The following is a 14,689-nucleotide window of genomic DNA, read 5'->3' on the forward strand; positions in this document are numbered from 1 at the left end:
CCGCGCTCTGCGGTGCGGCCCCCGTCCCGGCCTCGAGCGGGAAGAGCAACCGGCACCGGCTCTCCCGCGGCGGCGACCGGGCGGCCAACGCGGCTTTATACCGCATCGCCCTCACCCGGATGGCCCGTGACCAGCGCACACGCGAGTACGTCGCCCGGCAGACCGACGCCGGCCGCACCAAGACAGAGATCATCCGACTCCTCAAGCGTGCCATCGCCCGTGAGATCTTCCGGCTGCTGACCGCCCCCGTCCGGGTCCCCGACGTCGCGGACCTGCGGCAGGCCCGGCAATCGAAGAACATCACGCTCACCGCCGTGGCGAACCACTTCGGCGTCTGGCCTGCCGTCATCTCCAACATCGAGCGCGGACTTCGCCGTGACGACGCCTTCGCCGACACCTACCGTGAGTGGCTCTTGAGCGCTTGACCGACCATAGGAGCATCAACGCCCCGGCTGTCTCCGGCAGTTCGGGTCAGCAGGCCAGGCCTCGGGCCTGGAAGGGGCCTCGGGTACGGCGGATGTCAGCCGCCGATGATCAGGGTGAGCCCGTAGACGGCGACCGCAAGGCACGCGACGAAGCACAGCACCGCTGCCACGGTGGCCGTCCGGGTGGCACCGCGGGAGCGTTCCCCGCCGTGGCCTCCGCCGTCGCCACGGGGCTGGGCGGCGACACCGAGGGAGAACAGCACGACGGTGAGCAGCGTGATCCCGAGGCTCACACCGAACACGCCGCCGAGGGCGGCCCAGTCGATGTCCATCGTGGTGCCTCCTTTCGCTGCCGGACGGGATGGTCGGCCGGCTCTCACGCCGCAGGCTGTTGCACGCGCTCGGCCGGCCGGGCGGGCAGTTCGTTGACGTTGTCCGGAGTCACGGGCCGGTGGCGCGACAGGGCCCAGAACCCGGCAGCCGCCGCGGCCGCGACGGCGGCCACCAGGGCCACGCCCGCGGTGCCGTGGCCGGCGGTCCAGGCCGCCGCGCCGCCTACGGCCGCCGCCGCGGGCAGCGTGAGCAGCCAGGACAGTGCGATGCGCCCGGCCACACCCCACCGCACCTGGGCCAGCCTGCGGCCCAGGCCCGCGCCCAGGATGCTGCCGGTGCACACCTGTGTGGTCGACAGGGGGAATCCCATGTGGGACGAGGCGAGAATCACGGCCGTCGCGCTGGTCTCGGCCGCGAAGCCCTGCGGCGCATCGATGTCGGTGAGCCCCTTGCCCATGGTGCGGATGATGCGCCACCCGCCCGTGTACGTGCCGAGCGCGATCGCCGTTCCGGAGATGAGTACCACCCACCAGGGCGGCGCGGAGTCGTGGGCGAGCATCCCGGTCGAGATGAGGGCCAGGGTGATGACCCCCATGGTCTTCTGCGCGTCGTTGGTGCCGTGGGCCAGCGCCACCAGCGACGCCGAACCGACCTGCCCCCGGCGGAATCCTCGCCGCGCCTGGTCGGGGGCCGTCTGCCGGGTGATGACGTACGCGAAGTAGGTCGCCAGCAGGGCCACGACCAAGGCGACGAGCGGCGAGACGACGGCGGGGATCAGGATCTTCTCGACGATCGCTCCGAACTGCACCGCGGATGCGCCGGCGCCCACCCACACCGCGCCGATCAGCCCGCCGAACAGCGCGTGCGACGAACTCGACGGCAGCCCGGCAAGCCAGGTCAGCAGGTTCCACAGGAGAGCGCCGACCAGCCCGGCGAAGATCATCACCAGGGAGACCTTGGCGTCGTCCACGATGCCGCCGGAGATGGTCCTGGCAACCTCCGTGGACAGGAACGCGCCCGCCAGATTCAGCGCTCCCGCGACGGTGACGGCCACGCGTGGTCTCAGGGCCCCGGTGGCGATCGACGTCGCCATCGAGTTGGCCGTGTCGTGGAACCCGTTGGTGAAGTCGAAGGCCAGGGCCGTCAGGACGACCACGACGAGGAGGAACGAGACGGTACCCACGGGGGGACCTCCGAAGACAGGACGGCCCCCACGTCCGCCGTGCCGCCCCCCGCCCGGACGTCTTCCACGCTAGGCGGCTCCTCCCAGGCCCGCGACCGGGGGCCCGGCCGGGGGCCCGGCTCACGTCGGCCCCGGCGCCGCTCACGCGGTCGCCGAAGGCCGGTCGCCGGGCGAAGCGCCGCCACCCTCCCGATCAGCGCGAGTTCGGCCGCCGCGCCGTGCGTCCGTCGCCGCCCAGCCGGATCCCCAGGGCACGGCCTCGACGAGGTGGGGCCGCCGGTCCTGGACGTCGTGGCCCACGGCGACCGGGCGTACCTCCCCATGTCCCACCCGTCCGAGCCGCGCGCGGCGACCGGCGGCTGCGCGGTCGTCCGTGAGGCCGGCCGACGTGGTGCTCGCCGTCGGCGCGACCCTCGACCCGGTGCCGCGCCTCCCCGGGGGGTGCCACCACGGGGCAGGATCTCGCGGACGTCGTGCTCGTCGAGCCCTCCCCGCGCGGCACATCCGCCCAGCACGTCGCCGAGCCGCTCGTCCATGTCCGGGACCGCCCGTCCTGATCCCGTGAACCGCCCTCGTCCTCGCCCTGCCCGGCTCAGGAGCACAGGGTGAGCCCCCGCCTCGCGGAGGCCCGCTGTCCGGTGGCCGTCGTCGGCCGGGGGCCAGGCGGGACTGTCGGTCGGTTTCTGCCTGCGCGAGCGCGGTATCGCACACGTCGTCGTCGAGGCGCACCGCGTCGGGCACGCGTGGCGCGAGCGCCGCTGGGACTCGTTCTGCCCGGTCACCCCCAACTGGCAGTACGAACTGCCCGGTCACCCCTGCGCGCCGCGCGTCCCGATGGCCGGCCGGTGATCGCGGGCGGCGAGACCCTCTTCGACTACCGCGACTACCGCGACTACCGGGCGAGGCGGAAGGCCCGCGCCGCCGGACTCGGCGTCCAGCCGGTCGTCCGTGATCTGCCCGTCCTGCGTGAGGTCTTCGGGTCCGCCGCCCGTCACCTGGCGTTCTACCGGTCGGTTACCGGCGGGTCACACCGTAGGGTCGGTTGACGAACGTCGATCTACGAAAGGGTTCACCACCATGGCGCAGGAAGTACGTGGCGTGATCGCCCCGGGCAAGAACGAACCGGTGCGGGTCGAGACCATCGTCGTGCCGGATCCGGGGCCGGGAGAGGCCGTGGTGAAGATCCAGGCGTGCGGGGTCTGCCACACCGACCTGCACTACAAGCAAGGCGGCATCAACGACGACTTCCCCTTCCTGCTCGGCCACGAGGCGGCCGGGATCGTGGAGTCGGTCGGCGACGACGTCACGGACGTGGCTCCCGGCGACTTCGTCGTCCTCAACTGGCGTGCGGTGTGCGGGCAGTGCCGGGCCTGTCTGCGCGGGCGGCCCTGGTACTGCTTCAACACGCACAACGCCAAGCAGAAGATGACGCTCAAGGACGGCACCGAACTGTCCCCGGCCCTGGGTATCGGCGCCTTCGCGGACAAGACCCTGGTCGCCGCCGGACAGTGCACCAAGGTCGACCCCGCGGTCTCCCCGGCGGTCGCCGGTCTGCTCGGCTGCGGGGTGATGGCGGGCATCGGCGCCGCCATCAACACCGGCAACGTCGGCCGCGGGGACTCCGTCGCCGTCATCGGCTGCGGTGGCGTCGGCAACGCCGCGATCGCCGGAGCCCGGCTGGCCGGCGCCGCGAAGATCATCGCCGTCGACATCGACGACCGGAAACTCGCCACCGCCTCGAAGCTCGGCGCGACCCACACCGTCAACTCCACCTCGGCCGACCCCGTCGAGGCGATCCAGGGACTCACCGGCGGCTTCGGGGCCGACGTCGTCATCGACGCGGTCGGCCGCCCGGAGACGTATCGGCAGGCCTTCTACGCCCGCGACCTCGCCGGCACGGTCGTCCTCGTCGGCGTACCCACCCCCGAGATGAAGCTCGAACTGCCGCTCCTCGACGTCTTCGGACGCGGTGGCGCCCTCAAGTCGTCCTGGTACGGCGACTGCCTGCCCTCGCGCGACTTCCCGATGCTCATCGACCTGCACCTCCAGGGGCGGCTGGACCTGGACGCGTTCGTGAGCGAGACGATCGCCCTCGACGGGATCGAGGCCGCCTTCGAGCGGATGCACCACGGTGACGTGCTGCGTTCGGTGGTGATGCTGTGATGAGCGCCAGGATCGAGCACCTTGTCACCTCGGGCACGTTCTCGCTCGACGGCGGCACCTGGGACGTCGAGAACAACGTGTGGATCGTCGGCGACGACCACGAGGCGATCGTCATCGACGCCGCACACGACGCCGACGCCATCGCCGCGGCGGTGGGCGACCGGCGGCTGCTGGCCATCGTGTGCACCCACGCCCACAACGACCACATCGACGCCGCGCCCGCCCTCGCCGAGCGCACCGGCGCCACGATCTGGCTCCACCCCGACGATCTGCAGCTGTGGAAGCAGACCCACCCCGACCGGCTCCCCGACGCCTGGCTGCAGGACGGGCAGGTGATCGAGGCGGCCGGCGCGGACCTGACCGTCCTGCACACGCCCGGCCACGCCCCGGGCGCGGTCTGCCTCCACGACCCGGGCCTGGGCACCGTCTTCACCGGTGACACGCTCTTCCAGGGCGGGCCCGGAGCCACCGGGCGCTCCTTCTCCCACTTTCCGACGATCGTCGAGTCGATCCGCGAGCGCCTGCTCACCCTCCCGGCCGACACGGTCGTCCGCACCGGGCACGGGGACTCGACCACGATCGGTGCCGAGGCCCCGCATCTGGAGGAGTGGATCAAGCGCGGTCACTGACCGGGCGGCCCCGTCGCGACACACCAGCGAATCACGACAGGAGATGTCCGGCTTCCGAGGGACTCTCGTGGGGACACACGGGCGAAGGCAGCCCGTGAACGCCACGAGCACGGAGGTCGGACATGCCAGGGCCGTTGGACGGCAGGGTCGCGCTGGTCGCGGGAGCGACCCGAGGAGCCGGCCGGGGAATCGCGGTGGAGCTCGGCGCGGCCGGCGCCACCGTCTACGTCACCGGACGCAGCACGCGCGAACGGCGCTCCGAGTACGACCGCCCCGAGACGATCGAGGACACGGCGGACCTCGTCACCGCGGCCGGAGGCGTCGGCATCGCGGTGCCCACCGACCATCTGGTCCCCGCCGAGGTCGCGGCCCTGGTCGCCCGCATCGCGGACGACCAGGGCCGCCTCGACGTCCTCGTCAACGACGTCTGGGGCGGCGAGAAACACTTCGAGTGGGACACCCCGCTCTGGGAGACCGACCTCGACCAGGGCCTCGGGCTGCTGCGCCGGGCCGTCGAGACGCACGCGATCACCAGCCACCACGCACTGCCCCTGCTGCTGCGCACCCCCGGTGGCCTTGTCGTCGAGATGACGGACGGCACCGCCGAGTACAACCGGGACACCTACCGGGTCTCCTTCTTCTACGACCTCGCCAAGGCGTCCGTCCTGCGCATGGCGTTCTCCCTCGGCCACGAACTCGGCCCGCGCGGTGCCACCGCCCTCGCGCTCACCCCCGGCTGGCTGCGCTCGGAGATGATGCTCGACAACTTCGACGTCCGTGAGGAGAACTGGCGGGAGGCCCTCGAGAGCGTCCCGCACTTCGCCATCTCCGAGACGCCCTTCTACGTCGGCCGCGCCGTGGCCGCGCTGGCCGCCGACCCGGACGTCGCGCGCTGGAACGGCCGCTCGCTCTCCAGCGGGCAGCTCGCCCAGGAGTACGGCTTCACCGACCGCGACGGCAGCAGGCCCGACGCCTGGCGTTATCTCGTCGAGGTCCAGGACGCGGGCAGGCCGGCGGATGCGACGGGGTACCGGTGAGTTCAGGCGGGGCGCACCGGCACCAGCGGCCAGCGCGCGGAGTGGCCCGGAGGCAGCGCCAGATCGTTCCGCACGGCCGCGTAGTAGCCCTCGCGCCCGGCACGCTGGCGCTCCAACAGGGTCTGCCATGCCTGCGGGTCACGCGTCCCGTCGCGCAGGAACTGCTCCATCTCCATCACCCTGACCACCCACGTCCGGGCCCGCTCCACCACCTCCGGACTGCCCAGGAGGATCAGTGTCTCCCCGGACGGATCCCGTGCGAGGGTGGCCTCGGCCAGCAGCGGCTCGGCCTCCTCCGGGGACAAGGGGTGCGGGTGCGGGTCGTTGCCCAGGTAGGACGCCACCCGGTAGGTCAGAGTGACGCTCTTCTTGAGCGACCGTGCGTAGTCGGCGTACACCGCGAGCCGCCGTTCCTCCCAGCGGGCCGTCTGCTCCCGGCGGAAGCGGGCCCGATCGCCTCGCACGATCGCCAGATACGAGCCGAGGGCACCGATGACCACGCCGATCAGTGCCGGAAGTTGTTGTATGAACGCGGACATGGGCGCACGGTATCCGTCATGAGGCGCTTTGAAGGATACGGAGTTCTGATCACGGGCGCGGCCCGCGGCATCGGCGCGGCCACCGCCCGCCGACTGGCCGAGGAGGGCGCCCGGGTGCTCGTCACGGACGTCGACCCGGCCGAGGCGGAGAAGACGGCCGCCTCGATCCGTGAACTGGGGGCGCGGGCCGAGGAGTTGGCCTGTGACGTGGGGGACCGGGCGGCGGTGGAGGCGGCCGTCGCGTACGCCGTGGACTCCTTCGGCTCGCTCGACGTCCTGGTCAACAACGCGTACGGGTGCTCTCCCGACGCCCCGCTCTTCGAGGACGAGCCGGACGAGGTGTGGGCCCGTGACCTCGACCTCACCCTGACCGGCGCGTACCGCTGCAGCCGCGCGGCCCTCCCGCACCTGGTGGCCTCGGGCCGGGGCGCCATCGTCAACATCGGTTCGGTGAACGGCATCCAGGACTTCGGCAACCATGCCTACAGCGCGGCCAAGGCGGGCCTCATGTCCCTCACCCGCACCCTCGCGGGGCACGCGGCGTCCCGTGGTGTGCGTGTCAACCTGGTCGCGCCGGGCACGGTCCGTACCCCGGCGTGGGAGGGCCGCGACGGCGATCTCGCCCAGGCGTCGGGGATCTATCCGCTCGGACGGGTCGGTGAGCCGGACGACATCGCGGCCGCCGTCGCCTTCCTCGCCTCCCGGGACGCGGCATGGATCACCGGGACCACGCTGTGCGTGGACGGCGGCCTCACCGCGGTCAACACGGGTTTCCGGAGCGCGGTGAGGCCGTGAGGGCGGCCGACCGCAGGACGGAGAACACCCTCTCGGTGTCGGCCTTCGTCGTACGCCAGTTGCTGAAGGCGGCCCGCAGTCCCTGAGTCCCCGCGTACACGGTCGGTGTCACATAGGCCTCGCCCGAGGCCGCGACCGCCGCCGCCAGCGCGTGCACCCGCTCCCGCGTGGGCTCGTCCGCGAGGGTGAAGCAGACGACGTTGAGCCGGACGGGCGCCAGGAGCCGCAACTCCGGTACGTCCGTGATGCGTTCGCCCAGCAGCCGGGCGAGCGCGATGTTCCGCTCGACGATCTCGCGATGCCCCTCGCGTCCGTACGCCATCAGCGAGAACCACGCCGGAAGCGCCCGCAGCCGACGCGAGTTCTCCGGTGTGAGGTGCAGGAAGTCGGGGTCGCCGGTCGGCAGGCCCAAGTACGGGGACTCGTTGTGGAAGACCCGGACCTGGAGATCCCGGCGGCGCGTGAACTGCACGGCCGCGTCGTAGGGGACGTTGAGCCACTTGTGCAGGTCGACACAGACGGAGTCGGCCGCGTCGAGCCCGTCGACGAGATGCGCGTACGACGGCGACAGCGCGGCGAAGCCGCCGAACGCCGCGTCCACGTGCAGCCAGAAGTCGAAGCGCTCCTTGAGCGCGGCGATGGCCCGCAGATCGTCGAAGTCGACGGTGTTCACGGTTCCGGCGTTCGCCACGACGACCGCCGGGCGCCCGTCGAGCGCCTCGAGGGCGGCGGCCAGCCGCTCGACGTCGACGGCCTCACGGTTCCCAGGCAGCACCGGCACCGTGCGCAGCCGGTCCCGGCCGATGCCGAGCACAGACAGCGCCTTGGTGACGCTGGAGTGCGGGGATCCGGACAGCACGTCGACCGGTCCGAGTGCGGCGGCGCCCTCCCGTGACACGGACACGCCCAGCCGCTCGCCGAGCCACTCCCGCGCGATCGCCAGACCGACCGTGTTCGAGACGGTCGCGCCGGTCACGAACGCCCCGCCGTGTGCCTCGCCCAGTCCGAACAGCTCGCGCAGCCAGCCCACCGTCTCTTGCTCCAGCGCGCTCGCCGACGATCCGCCGCCGCCGGACACGTTCTGGTCGTACGCGCCGGTCAGCCAGTCCCCGGTGAGCGAGGCGGGCGTCGCGCCGCCGGTGACGAAGCCGAGGTAGCGGGGCCCCGCGGAACCGGAGAATCCGGGCGCCCAGCGCTCGGCGAACCGGCTCAGCGCCCCCTGTGCGCCGTGCCCCTCGGCGGGCAGGGGCTCGGGGTCGGGCACCTTTCCGGGGTGGGCGACGGGACGCCCGTCAAGTCCGTCCACCTCCCCGGCGGCGAAGTCACGGGCGGACTGCAGGAGCTCGGGAAGCCGGGAGAGATCGTTCGCGAGTGTGCGGTGCATGGCGGCAGCGTAGATCGGGGGGCACACCCGGAGCCTGGTCCAATCCGGGGTCACTGGACTGCTCCCGATGTCACCGTTTCGTCGCAGACCGGACAGCCGTACAACGCCTGCGCCCCCACGCGGGTCTAGCAGGCGGAGAACGAGGGAAACACCGGTGAACACGCAGACAGAAGGGTCTGACATGGGGGACATACGCAGACGGGGAGCCGTCGCTCTGGGCATCGCCGGACTGGTCGCGCCGCTGACGCTCGCGCTGGGCACGGCGCCCGCGCAGGCCGCGAGCTGCACGACACGGACCGGCCCGTACCAGAAGCAGGTGGAGAAGTTCCTCGGCCGACCGGTCGACGGCCGGCAGTCCACCGCCGACTGCAAGGCGATCCAGGCCTTCCAGACCAAGCACGGCATCACCCCGAACGCGGGCTACGCCGGGTCCGTCACCTGGGGCGTGATGGACCTGATGAACAAGCAGAAGGCCGTCGGCAACAAGCCCAACAAGGACGGCAAGTGTCCCGTCAACAAGGGCCGCATCGCCTGCGTCAACCTGACGCTCCAGCTCAGCTGGATCCAGGACGGCAGCAGGCTCGTCTACGGTCCGGTGCCGGTCCGCACGGGACGCGACGGGTACGAGACCCGCACCGGTCTGAAGAAGATCTACTGGCGGGACATCGACCACGTCTCGACCATCTACAACGTGCCCATGCCCTACAGCCAGTTCTTCGACGGCGGCCAGGCCTTCCACTCGGTCGGCCTGAGCATGTGGAACCCGCCCGGCTCGCACGGCTGCGTCAACATGACCACGACCACCGCCAAGAAGTACTGGTCGCTGCTGAAGAACGGCGACGACGTCTTCGTGTACGGCCGCAAGCCGGGCACCTGACGGCACCCGGCCCCGCCCGGGGACCTCACGCCCCGGGCGCGTCCCCGAAGTCCGGGATCGCCAGCCTGACCCCGTCCTGCCGGGCGGACTCGTGCGCGACGATGCCCGGCAGGGTGTAGCGGGCCGCGACCCACGCGTTCACCGACGGCAGCGTCCGGGTGTTGACCGCGGTCACGAAGTCGTCCACCAGGAAGTGGTGGCTGCCCTCGTGCCCGTTGTGCAGGTGGTCGAACTCCCGGGGGAGCCGCGCCCGGTCGTGCACGGGCGCCGACCCGGACGTGAACGCGGCCCGCAGCGCCGGCGCGATGTGCTGGAGCGAGGGATCGTCCGGCGCCAGCGTCGGCTTGGGCTCGAGCAGCTCCGTGATGTCCCGCACCCCCTTCTTGTCCTGCCAGAAGCTCACCGTGGCGAGCTGTTCCATGCTGGCGTCGGTCCCGAAGAACCGGAAGCGGGACTCCCGGATGTGCGAGGGATAGCCGACCCGCCGGAACTCGTTCGTACGGAACGAGCCGCCGCCCGCCACCTCGAACAGCGCCGTCGCGTTGGAGAAGTCGTTGCCGAACTGGCTGACCTCCTTGTCGAACACCCCGTCCCCGCGCTCGTCGCGCACTCCGATGGCCGACACGCTCACCGCGTGCGTCCGCCAGGCGCCGAGCACCCCGCCCACCGAGTGCGTCGGGTACAGGAGCGGGGGATAGCTGGCGGTCGCCTTCCAGTTCTCGCCGCCGCTGTACTGGTACGCCTCGTAGAACCCGAGATCCATGTCGTGGACGTAGTCGCCCTCGGCGTAGAACAGCCGCCCGAAGGCGCCCTCGGCGATCTGGTTGCGGGCGTGGACCGTCGCCGGGTTGTACTGGCTGGTCTCGCCCATCATGTACGTCAGTCCGGTCGCCCGTACCTCGTCGATGATCGCCGCGATCTCGTCCCGGGTGATGGCCATCGGCACCGCGGAGTAGACGTGCTTGCCCGCCCGGAGTCCCTGGAGCACCAGCGGCCCGTGGGTCCAGCGCTGGGTGAAGATCGCGACGGCGTCCACCGCCTTCGACTCCAGCATCGCCTCGTACGAGGGGAAGGTGCCCGACAGCCCTTCGGCGGCCGCCAGTTCCTCCGCCCGTTCGGGGAGCAGATCGGTGACGTGGACATCGGCGACGCCGGGGTGGGCGAGGAACAGCTTCGCGAACTGGCCGGAGAACTGGCCGGCGCCGACGATGCCGAGAGAGAACGTCATCTGAGCAACATCCTTCACTGGTGGAGACTTCACGGGTCGGGCTCGTCCTGGACTCATTTACTTTTGATGCGGAACAATCAAGGCGTCAAGAGTCCAGTACGTATCTTTTCCGGAGAACTCTCGCGCCATAGAGTGATGTCATTAATTCCGACGCGAAATAAAACCTTGTGGGAGTCCACCCCTCATGACCACACGTGCCGCCGCCGGCTGGCTGCCGCTGAGTCCGGGTGAGCGTGCGGTGGCGATCGAGGTGCTCGTGCACGGGCCGCTGTCGCGCAGCGAGATCGCGCGCCGCCTGAACCTGTCGGCGGGCAGCCTCACCCGGCTGACCAAACCGCTGATCGCGTCCGGCCTGCTGATCGAGGCCGCCGAGTCGGGGGAGGGGGAGAGCGCCGAGGTACGGCAGGGACGTCCCTCACAGCCCCTGGACATCGTCGCCGAGTCCCGCTCCTTCATCGGATTCAAGATCACCGAGGACATGGTCTACGGCGTCGTCACCACCCTGCGCAGCGACATCGTGGCGCGTCACGACCGCCCGCTCACCACCCACACCCCGGCCGAAGCCGCCGACCTGCTGGCGGAGATGACCGAGGAACTCACCCGGTCCTTTCCCGCGCCGGCCGGCATCGGCATCGGGGTCGGCGGCCGTGTCGAGAATCGATCGGTCGTCGCCGAGTCGGCCTTCCTCGGCTGGACGGACGTCCCGCTGGCCGAACTCGTCGCATCGCGCACCGGGTTGCCGGTGGTCGTCGAGAACGACGTCGCCGCTCTCGTGGAGGCCGAGACCTGGTTCGGCGCCGGCCGCGGACTCGACCGCTTCGTGGTCCTCACCATCGGCGCCGGGATCGGCTACGGCCTCGTCCTCGGCGGCAGCCGGGTCGCCTCCGTCGAGGACGGGCGGGGCGTGGGCCGCCGCTGGATCGTGAACCCGTACGGCCCCCTCACCCCCGAAGGGGAACGCGGCAGCGCCATCTCCCTGCTGACCATCCCCAGCATCCGCTACCAGGTCAGTGCCGCCACCGGTGAGGACCTGACCTATGAGGAGATCCTCGCCCGTGCCGCGGCGGGTGACCCGCCGCCGGCCCGCGTCCTCGACGAGGCGGCCCGCGCGCTCGGCACCCTCGTCGCACAGATCGCCAACTTCGCCATGCCGCAGAAGATCCTGCTCGCCGGAGAGGGCGTCGGACTCGTCGACGTGGCGGGCCCGGTTGTCGAGGAGACGATCCTCACACACCGGCACCCGCAGGCCGATCCGGTCAATCTGGAGACGAAGGTCTCCGACTTCCACGACTGGTCGCGCGGGGCCGCGGTGCTGGCCATTCAGGCGCTGGTGCTGGGGACGGGGGAGAGACGGTGAGCAGGTGCGCAGCGTGATCCCACGTCGGACGAGTGATCAGGTTCACGGTCCGTATTGTCGTGAGGCGCACCTTTACTCACAGCGCCTTCACGCCAAGGCCCGTATGCTTCACACCATGTCCACCACTCCTGAAACCGACTCCGTGCGGTCCGCCGCCGATGTCAACGAGGAGATCCGGGCCCTGTGGTTCCGGGCCGGTGGGACGCTGAGCATGGAGGAGCGGCGGGAGTACCAGCGGCTCGTCCTGGAGTGGGCGGAAGCCGCCCCCCAGTCGCCCACTCAGGCGGCCTGAGCCCGCTCGGCCGCCCCGCGGTCCCGTGACGAACGGGGCGTGACTCCTGACTGCGAGTCTCCGCCCCGTCCCCTCGTTCGGCCCGGCCTCAGCCCCAACTCTGCGAGTACTGCCGCCGGTAGCGGTTGCGATCCTGTTCCGTACGGATGTACCGCGTGGCGACCAGCGCGATGATGCTGCCGGCGATGACCAGCAGCCCCGGACCGACGTTCTGCGGGTCCGTGAGGCGGGTGAGGAGCGGCTCTGAGGCGCCCGACCCGACCGCCTGGACCGAGCCGGGCGCGGCGGATCCCGGCACGACGGCCGCGCCCTGCGAGGAAGCGGGGGCGGGGGAGGACTGGGCGGTGGCTCCCGCCGCGCCCTGGGCGGCCGCACCCGGTCCGGTCAGTTTCACCCCGAGCGCCGTGAGCGCTTTGGTGATCGGCTGGAAGAACGTCGTACCGCCCGCGGTGCAGTCCCCGTTGCCCCCCGAGGTCACGCCGAGCGCGATGCCCTCCGAGAACAACGGACCGCCACTGTCGCCCGGTTCGGCGCACACGTTGGTCTCGATCAGACCGGTCACGGTGCCCTCGGGGTAGTTGACCGTCGCGTTGAGCGCCTTCACCTCACCGTCGTGGAGTCCACTGGTGCTGCCGCTGCGGAAGACCCGCTGGCCGACCGTCGCATCGGCGGTGCCGATGATCTGGACGCCCTTGCCGCCCCCGATCGACACCACGTTGTTCCCGGTGTCGTTCTGGCCGTTGTTGTACTGGATGAGGGAGAAGTCGCTGCCGGGGAACGCCGTGGTGACCGTCTGCCCCAACTGCTTGGCGCCCTGGTTGTCCCCGAACCAGACGGACCCGGCCGGCCCGCAGTGCCCGGCCGTCAGGATGAACTCGTTGCGCCCGTTGGTCACGTTGTAGCCCGCCGAACACCGCCCGCCGGTCGAGAACATCGGCAGGGCGGCGTTGAGCCGCGTGGTGAAGGTGCCCTCGGTGCGCTCCATGCGGACCGAACTGCCCATGCTCGCGGCGAGCTTCTTCATCCGGGACCAGTCGGAGGCGGACACGGTGCGGTCGGCCTGCACCACCACCTCGTTGTGGACGTAGTCCATGGCCCAGGCGGTGCCCGCGACTCGTGGCGCCGCCTTCAGCGCCTTCGTCACGGACTTGAGGTCTTCCATGCTGTGACTCACGACCTTGGGCCGGGCACCCGCCTTCTTCACCTCGGCCGCCGCGGCCGAGTCGGTCACCGCGACCACGGGGTGTCCGTCGGCGGCGATCCAACTGCCCGCCGTACGCGAGGTGCCGAGGGTCGACACCAGACCCGCGCCCTTGCCCGCGGCGGTCAGGGTGGCGCTCTGGGGGGCACGTGACGCGGCGGACGGCTCGCTCGCCATGGCGTGCGTCACCATCAACCCTCCGCAGAGGACCCCGCCGACGGCCGCGAGTCGCGTCCCCCGTCGGACGATCCGTCGTCGTGCGTGCCTCATGCATGGGCTCCCGAAGCCGTACGGTGCGGCGTCGACGCCGCCGGGGCTCCGGTCGTGAGCCCTCCTTCCATACGTGCGCCCGTGCCCTCGCGTTCACCCCCGGCCGTTCTCCGGTTCAGGGTTTGCGGCCCACCCCGCCGAACATGGCCACTTCCACCGGTTCGTCCCCGTCCGTCGGCTGCGGACGCCAGCGCGAACAGGCGACGACACCGGGCTCCAGGAGATCGAGACCATCGAAGAACCGGGCGACCGCCTCGGGAGTGCGCTGGGTGATCCAGGGCGTGCCGTGCTGGTTCCAGTAGGAGACGGCGGCGTCCACGTCAGGCATCACCGGGCTGGTGATCGTGTGCGAGAGGACCAGATGGCTCCCCGAGGGCAGCCGCTCCAGCAGCCGGCGCACGATGTCGTACGCCTCCGCGTCGTCGCCGATGAAGATGACGACCCCGAGCAGCATCAGCCCGACCGGCTCGCTCAGGTCCAGTGTCCTCGCGGCGCGTTCGAGGATGGCGTCCACATTGCGGAGGTCCTCGTCGAGATGGTCGGTGCGGCCCTCGGGGGTACTGGTGAGCAGGGCGCGGGCGTGCGTCAGGACCAGCGGGTCGTTGTCGACGTAGACGATCCGGGCGTCCGGCGCGAGCCGCTGCGCCACCTCGTGCGTGTTGTCCGCGGTCGGCAGGCCGGTGCCTATGTCGAGGAACTGGCGTATTCCGCACGCGGTGACCAGATGGCGAACGGCGCGTCCCAGGAACAGCCGGTCCGCCCGCGCGTAGTCGCCGATGCCCGGGTGCAGTTGGCGGATCCGCTCCCCGGCCGCCCGGTCGACCTCGTAGTAGTCGCCGCCGCCGAGCCAGTAGTTCCAGATCCGGGCCGTGTGCGGGCGGGTCGTGATGATCCGGCTGAGCACCCCCTCGGCGGGGAGCTCCGAGGCGGCCGGGTACTCGGGCACGGAATCAGCTCCTGGGCATTTCCTGTGATG

General features: G+C 71.2%; 15 protein-coding genes and 1 pseudogene. 9 read left to right on the plus strand and 7 right to left on the minus strand.

Features of this window, described 5'->3' with window-relative positions; all coding sequences use genetic code 11:
- Positions 1-242, plus strand: a pseudogene (locus tag ACIRA5_RS49975) (transposase); the annotation flags it as partial.
- 278 nt (positions 243-520) lie between these two features.
- On the opposite strand, the gene ACIRA5_RS49980 reads toward ACIRA5_RS49975, so the two are convergent.
- Together ACIRA5_RS49980 and ACIRA5_RS49985 are read right to left on the minus strand one after the other, a co-directional pair.
- The gene (locus ACIRA5_RS49980) at positions 521-757 is read right to left on the minus strand and encodes a hypothetical protein (RefSeq protein ID WP_403704311.1); all 237 of its coding nucleotides are present in this window, start codon (positions 755-757) and stop codon (positions 521-523) included.
- Between the two features lie 44 nt (positions 758-801).
- Entirely contained in the window at positions 802-1,941 is a 1,140-nt protein-coding gene (locus ACIRA5_RS49985) for an anion permease (RefSeq protein ID WP_403704314.1), read from the minus strand.
- An 845-nt stretch (positions 1,942-2,786) separates the two neighbouring features.
- Between ACIRA5_RS49985 and ACIRA5_RS49990 the strand changes: the two genes are divergently transcribed.
- From ACIRA5_RS49990 to ACIRA5_RS50005, 4 genes are all read left to right on the plus strand, one after another.
- Positions 2,787-2,987, plus strand: coding sequence for a hypothetical protein (locus ACIRA5_RS49990; RefSeq protein ID WP_403704317.1), 201 nt, complete (start codon positions 2,787-2,789; stop codon positions 2,985-2,987).
- Positions 2,988-3,018: 31 nt separating this feature from the next.
- Positions 3,019-4,104 carry an S-(hydroxymethyl)mycothiol dehydrogenase gene (locus tag ACIRA5_RS49995; protein ID WP_403704320.1) on the plus strand — a complete coding sequence of 362 codons (1,086 nt, stop codon included), beginning with the start codon at positions 3,019-3,021 and terminating at the stop codon, positions 4,102-4,104.
- Entirely contained in the window at positions 4,104-4,733 is a 630-nt protein-coding gene (locus tag ACIRA5_RS50000; RefSeq protein WP_352045196.1) for an MBL fold metallo-hydrolase, read from the plus strand. Before ACIRA5_RS49995 ends, ACIRA5_RS50000 begins: the two co-directional genes overlap by 1 nt.
- 122 nt (positions 4,734-4,855) lie before the next feature.
- Positions 4,856-5,770, plus strand: coding sequence for an SDR family oxidoreductase (locus ACIRA5_RS50005; protein WP_403704323.1), 915 nt, complete (start codon positions 4,856-4,858; stop codon positions 5,768-5,770).
- 2 nt (positions 5,771-5,772) lie between these two features.
- On the opposite strand, the gene ACIRA5_RS50010 is transcribed toward ACIRA5_RS50005, so the two are convergent.
- Positions 5,773-6,309 carry a hypothetical protein gene (locus ACIRA5_RS50010; RefSeq protein WP_403704326.1) on the minus strand — a complete coding sequence of 179 codons (537 nt, stop codon included), beginning with the start codon at positions 6,307-6,309 and terminating at the stop codon, positions 5,773-5,775.
- Between the two features lie 18 nt (positions 6,310-6,327).
- Between ACIRA5_RS50010 and ACIRA5_RS50015 the strand changes: the two genes are divergently transcribed.
- The gene (locus ACIRA5_RS50015; protein WP_403704329.1) at positions 6,328-7,104 is read left to right on the plus strand and encodes an SDR family NAD(P)-dependent oxidoreductase; all 777 of its coding nucleotides are present in this window, start codon (positions 6,328-6,330) and stop codon (positions 7,102-7,104) included.
- Here ACIRA5_RS50015 and ACIRA5_RS50020 read toward each other — a convergent pair.
- Complete coding sequence (locus ACIRA5_RS50020) at positions 7,070-8,488, minus strand: pyridoxal phosphate-dependent decarboxylase family protein (protein WP_403704332.1); 1,419 nt, start codon at positions 8,486-8,488, stop codon at positions 7,070-7,072. The genes ACIRA5_RS50015 and ACIRA5_RS50020 overlap by 35 nt on opposite strands.
- Positions 8,489-8,669: 181 nt before the next feature.
- On the opposite strand from ACIRA5_RS50020, the gene ACIRA5_RS50025 reads away from it, so the two are divergent.
- Positions 8,670-9,365: a L,D-transpeptidase family protein gene (locus ACIRA5_RS50025; RefSeq protein WP_403704335.1), complete on the plus strand. Its 696-nt coding sequence runs from the start codon at positions 8,670-8,672 to the stop codon at positions 9,363-9,365.
- Between the two features lie 25 nt (positions 9,366-9,390).
- On the opposite strand, the gene ACIRA5_RS50030 is transcribed toward ACIRA5_RS50025, so the two are convergent.
- Complete coding sequence (locus ACIRA5_RS50030) at positions 9,391-10,593, minus strand: Gfo/Idh/MocA family protein (RefSeq protein ID WP_403704338.1); 1,203 nt, start codon at positions 10,591-10,593, stop codon at positions 9,391-9,393.
- A 184-nt stretch (positions 10,594-10,777) separates the two neighbouring features.
- Between ACIRA5_RS50030 and ACIRA5_RS50035 the strand changes: the two genes are divergently transcribed.
- The gene (locus tag ACIRA5_RS50035) at positions 10,778-11,950 is read left to right on the plus strand and encodes an ROK family protein (RefSeq protein ID WP_403704341.1); all 1,173 of its coding nucleotides are present in this window, start codon (positions 10,778-10,780) and stop codon (positions 11,948-11,950) included.
- Between the two features lie 103 nt (positions 11,951-12,053).
- On the plus strand, positions 12,054-12,242 hold the full coding sequence (locus tag ACIRA5_RS50040) for a hypothetical protein (protein ID WP_060896602.1): 189 nt from the start codon (positions 12,054-12,056) through the stop codon (positions 12,240-12,242).
- A gap of 88 nt (positions 12,243-12,330) precedes the next feature.
- On the opposite strand, the gene ACIRA5_RS50045 is transcribed toward ACIRA5_RS50040, so the two are convergent.
- Positions 12,331-13,713 (minus strand): alpha-lytic protease prodomain-containing protein, encoded by a 1,383-nt coding sequence (locus tag ACIRA5_RS50045; RefSeq protein WP_403704344.1) that lies wholly within the window; start codon positions 13,711-13,713, stop codon positions 12,331-12,333.
- A 115-nt stretch (positions 13,714-13,828) separates the two neighbouring features.
- A complete protein-coding gene (locus tag ACIRA5_RS50050) occupies positions 13,829-14,659 on the minus strand; it encodes an SAM-dependent methyltransferase (protein WP_403704347.1) in 831 nt (276 codons plus the stop codon).
- Between the last annotated feature and the right edge of the window lie 30 nt (positions 14,660-14,689).

The sequence above is a fragment of the Streptomyces sp. NPDC096311 genome, from assembly GCF_044763085.1.
In the GTDB taxonomy this organism is placed as follows: domain Bacteria; phylum Actinomycetota; class Actinomycetes; order Streptomycetales; family Streptomycetaceae; genus Streptomyces.

Excerpts from the sequence above, each read along its gene's own strand:
- ACIRA5_RS49980 (WP_403704311.1), bottom strand. The coding sequence starts at position 757 with ATGGACATCGACTGGGCCGCCCTCGGCGGCGTGTTCGGTGTGAGCCTC.
- ACIRA5_RS49995 (WP_403704320.1), top strand. The coding sequence starts at position 3,019 with ATGGCGCAGGAAGTACGTGGCGTGATCGCCCCGGGCAAGAACGAACCG.
- ACIRA5_RS50000 (WP_352045196.1), top strand. The coding sequence starts at position 4,104 with ATGAGCGCCAGGATCGAGCACCTTGTCACCTCGGGCACGTTCTCGCTC.
- ACIRA5_RS50005 (WP_403704323.1), top strand. The coding sequence starts at position 4,856 with ATGCCAGGGCCGTTGGACGGCAGGGTCGCGCTGGTCGCGGGAGCGACC.
- ACIRA5_RS50010 (WP_403704326.1), bottom strand. The coding sequence starts at position 6,309 with ATGTCCGCGTTCATACAACAACTTCCGGCACTGATCGGCGTGGTCATC.
- ACIRA5_RS50015 (WP_403704329.1), top strand. The coding sequence starts at position 6,328 with ATGAGGCGCTTTGAAGGATACGGAGTTCTGATCACGGGCGCGGCCCGC.
- ACIRA5_RS50020 (WP_403704332.1), bottom strand. The coding sequence starts at position 8,488 with ATGCACCGCACACTCGCGAACGATCTCTCCCGGCTTCCCGAGCTCCTG.
- ACIRA5_RS50025 (WP_403704335.1), top strand. The coding sequence starts at position 8,670 with ATGGGGGACATACGCAGACGGGGAGCCGTCGCTCTGGGCATCGCCGGA.
- ACIRA5_RS50030 (WP_403704338.1), bottom strand. The coding sequence starts at position 10,593 with ATGACGTTCTCTCTCGGCATCGTCGGCGCCGGCCAGTTCTCCGGCCAG.
- ACIRA5_RS50035 (WP_403704341.1), top strand. The coding sequence starts at position 10,778 with ATGACCACACGTGCCGCCGCCGGCTGGCTGCCGCTGAGTCCGGGTGAG.
- ACIRA5_RS50040 (WP_060896602.1), top strand. The coding sequence starts at position 12,054 with ATGCTTCACACCATGTCCACCACTCCTGAAACCGACTCCGTGCGGTCC.
- ACIRA5_RS50045 (WP_403704344.1), bottom strand. The coding sequence starts at position 13,713 with ATGAGGCACGCACGACGACGGATCGTCCGACGGGGGACGCGACTCGCG.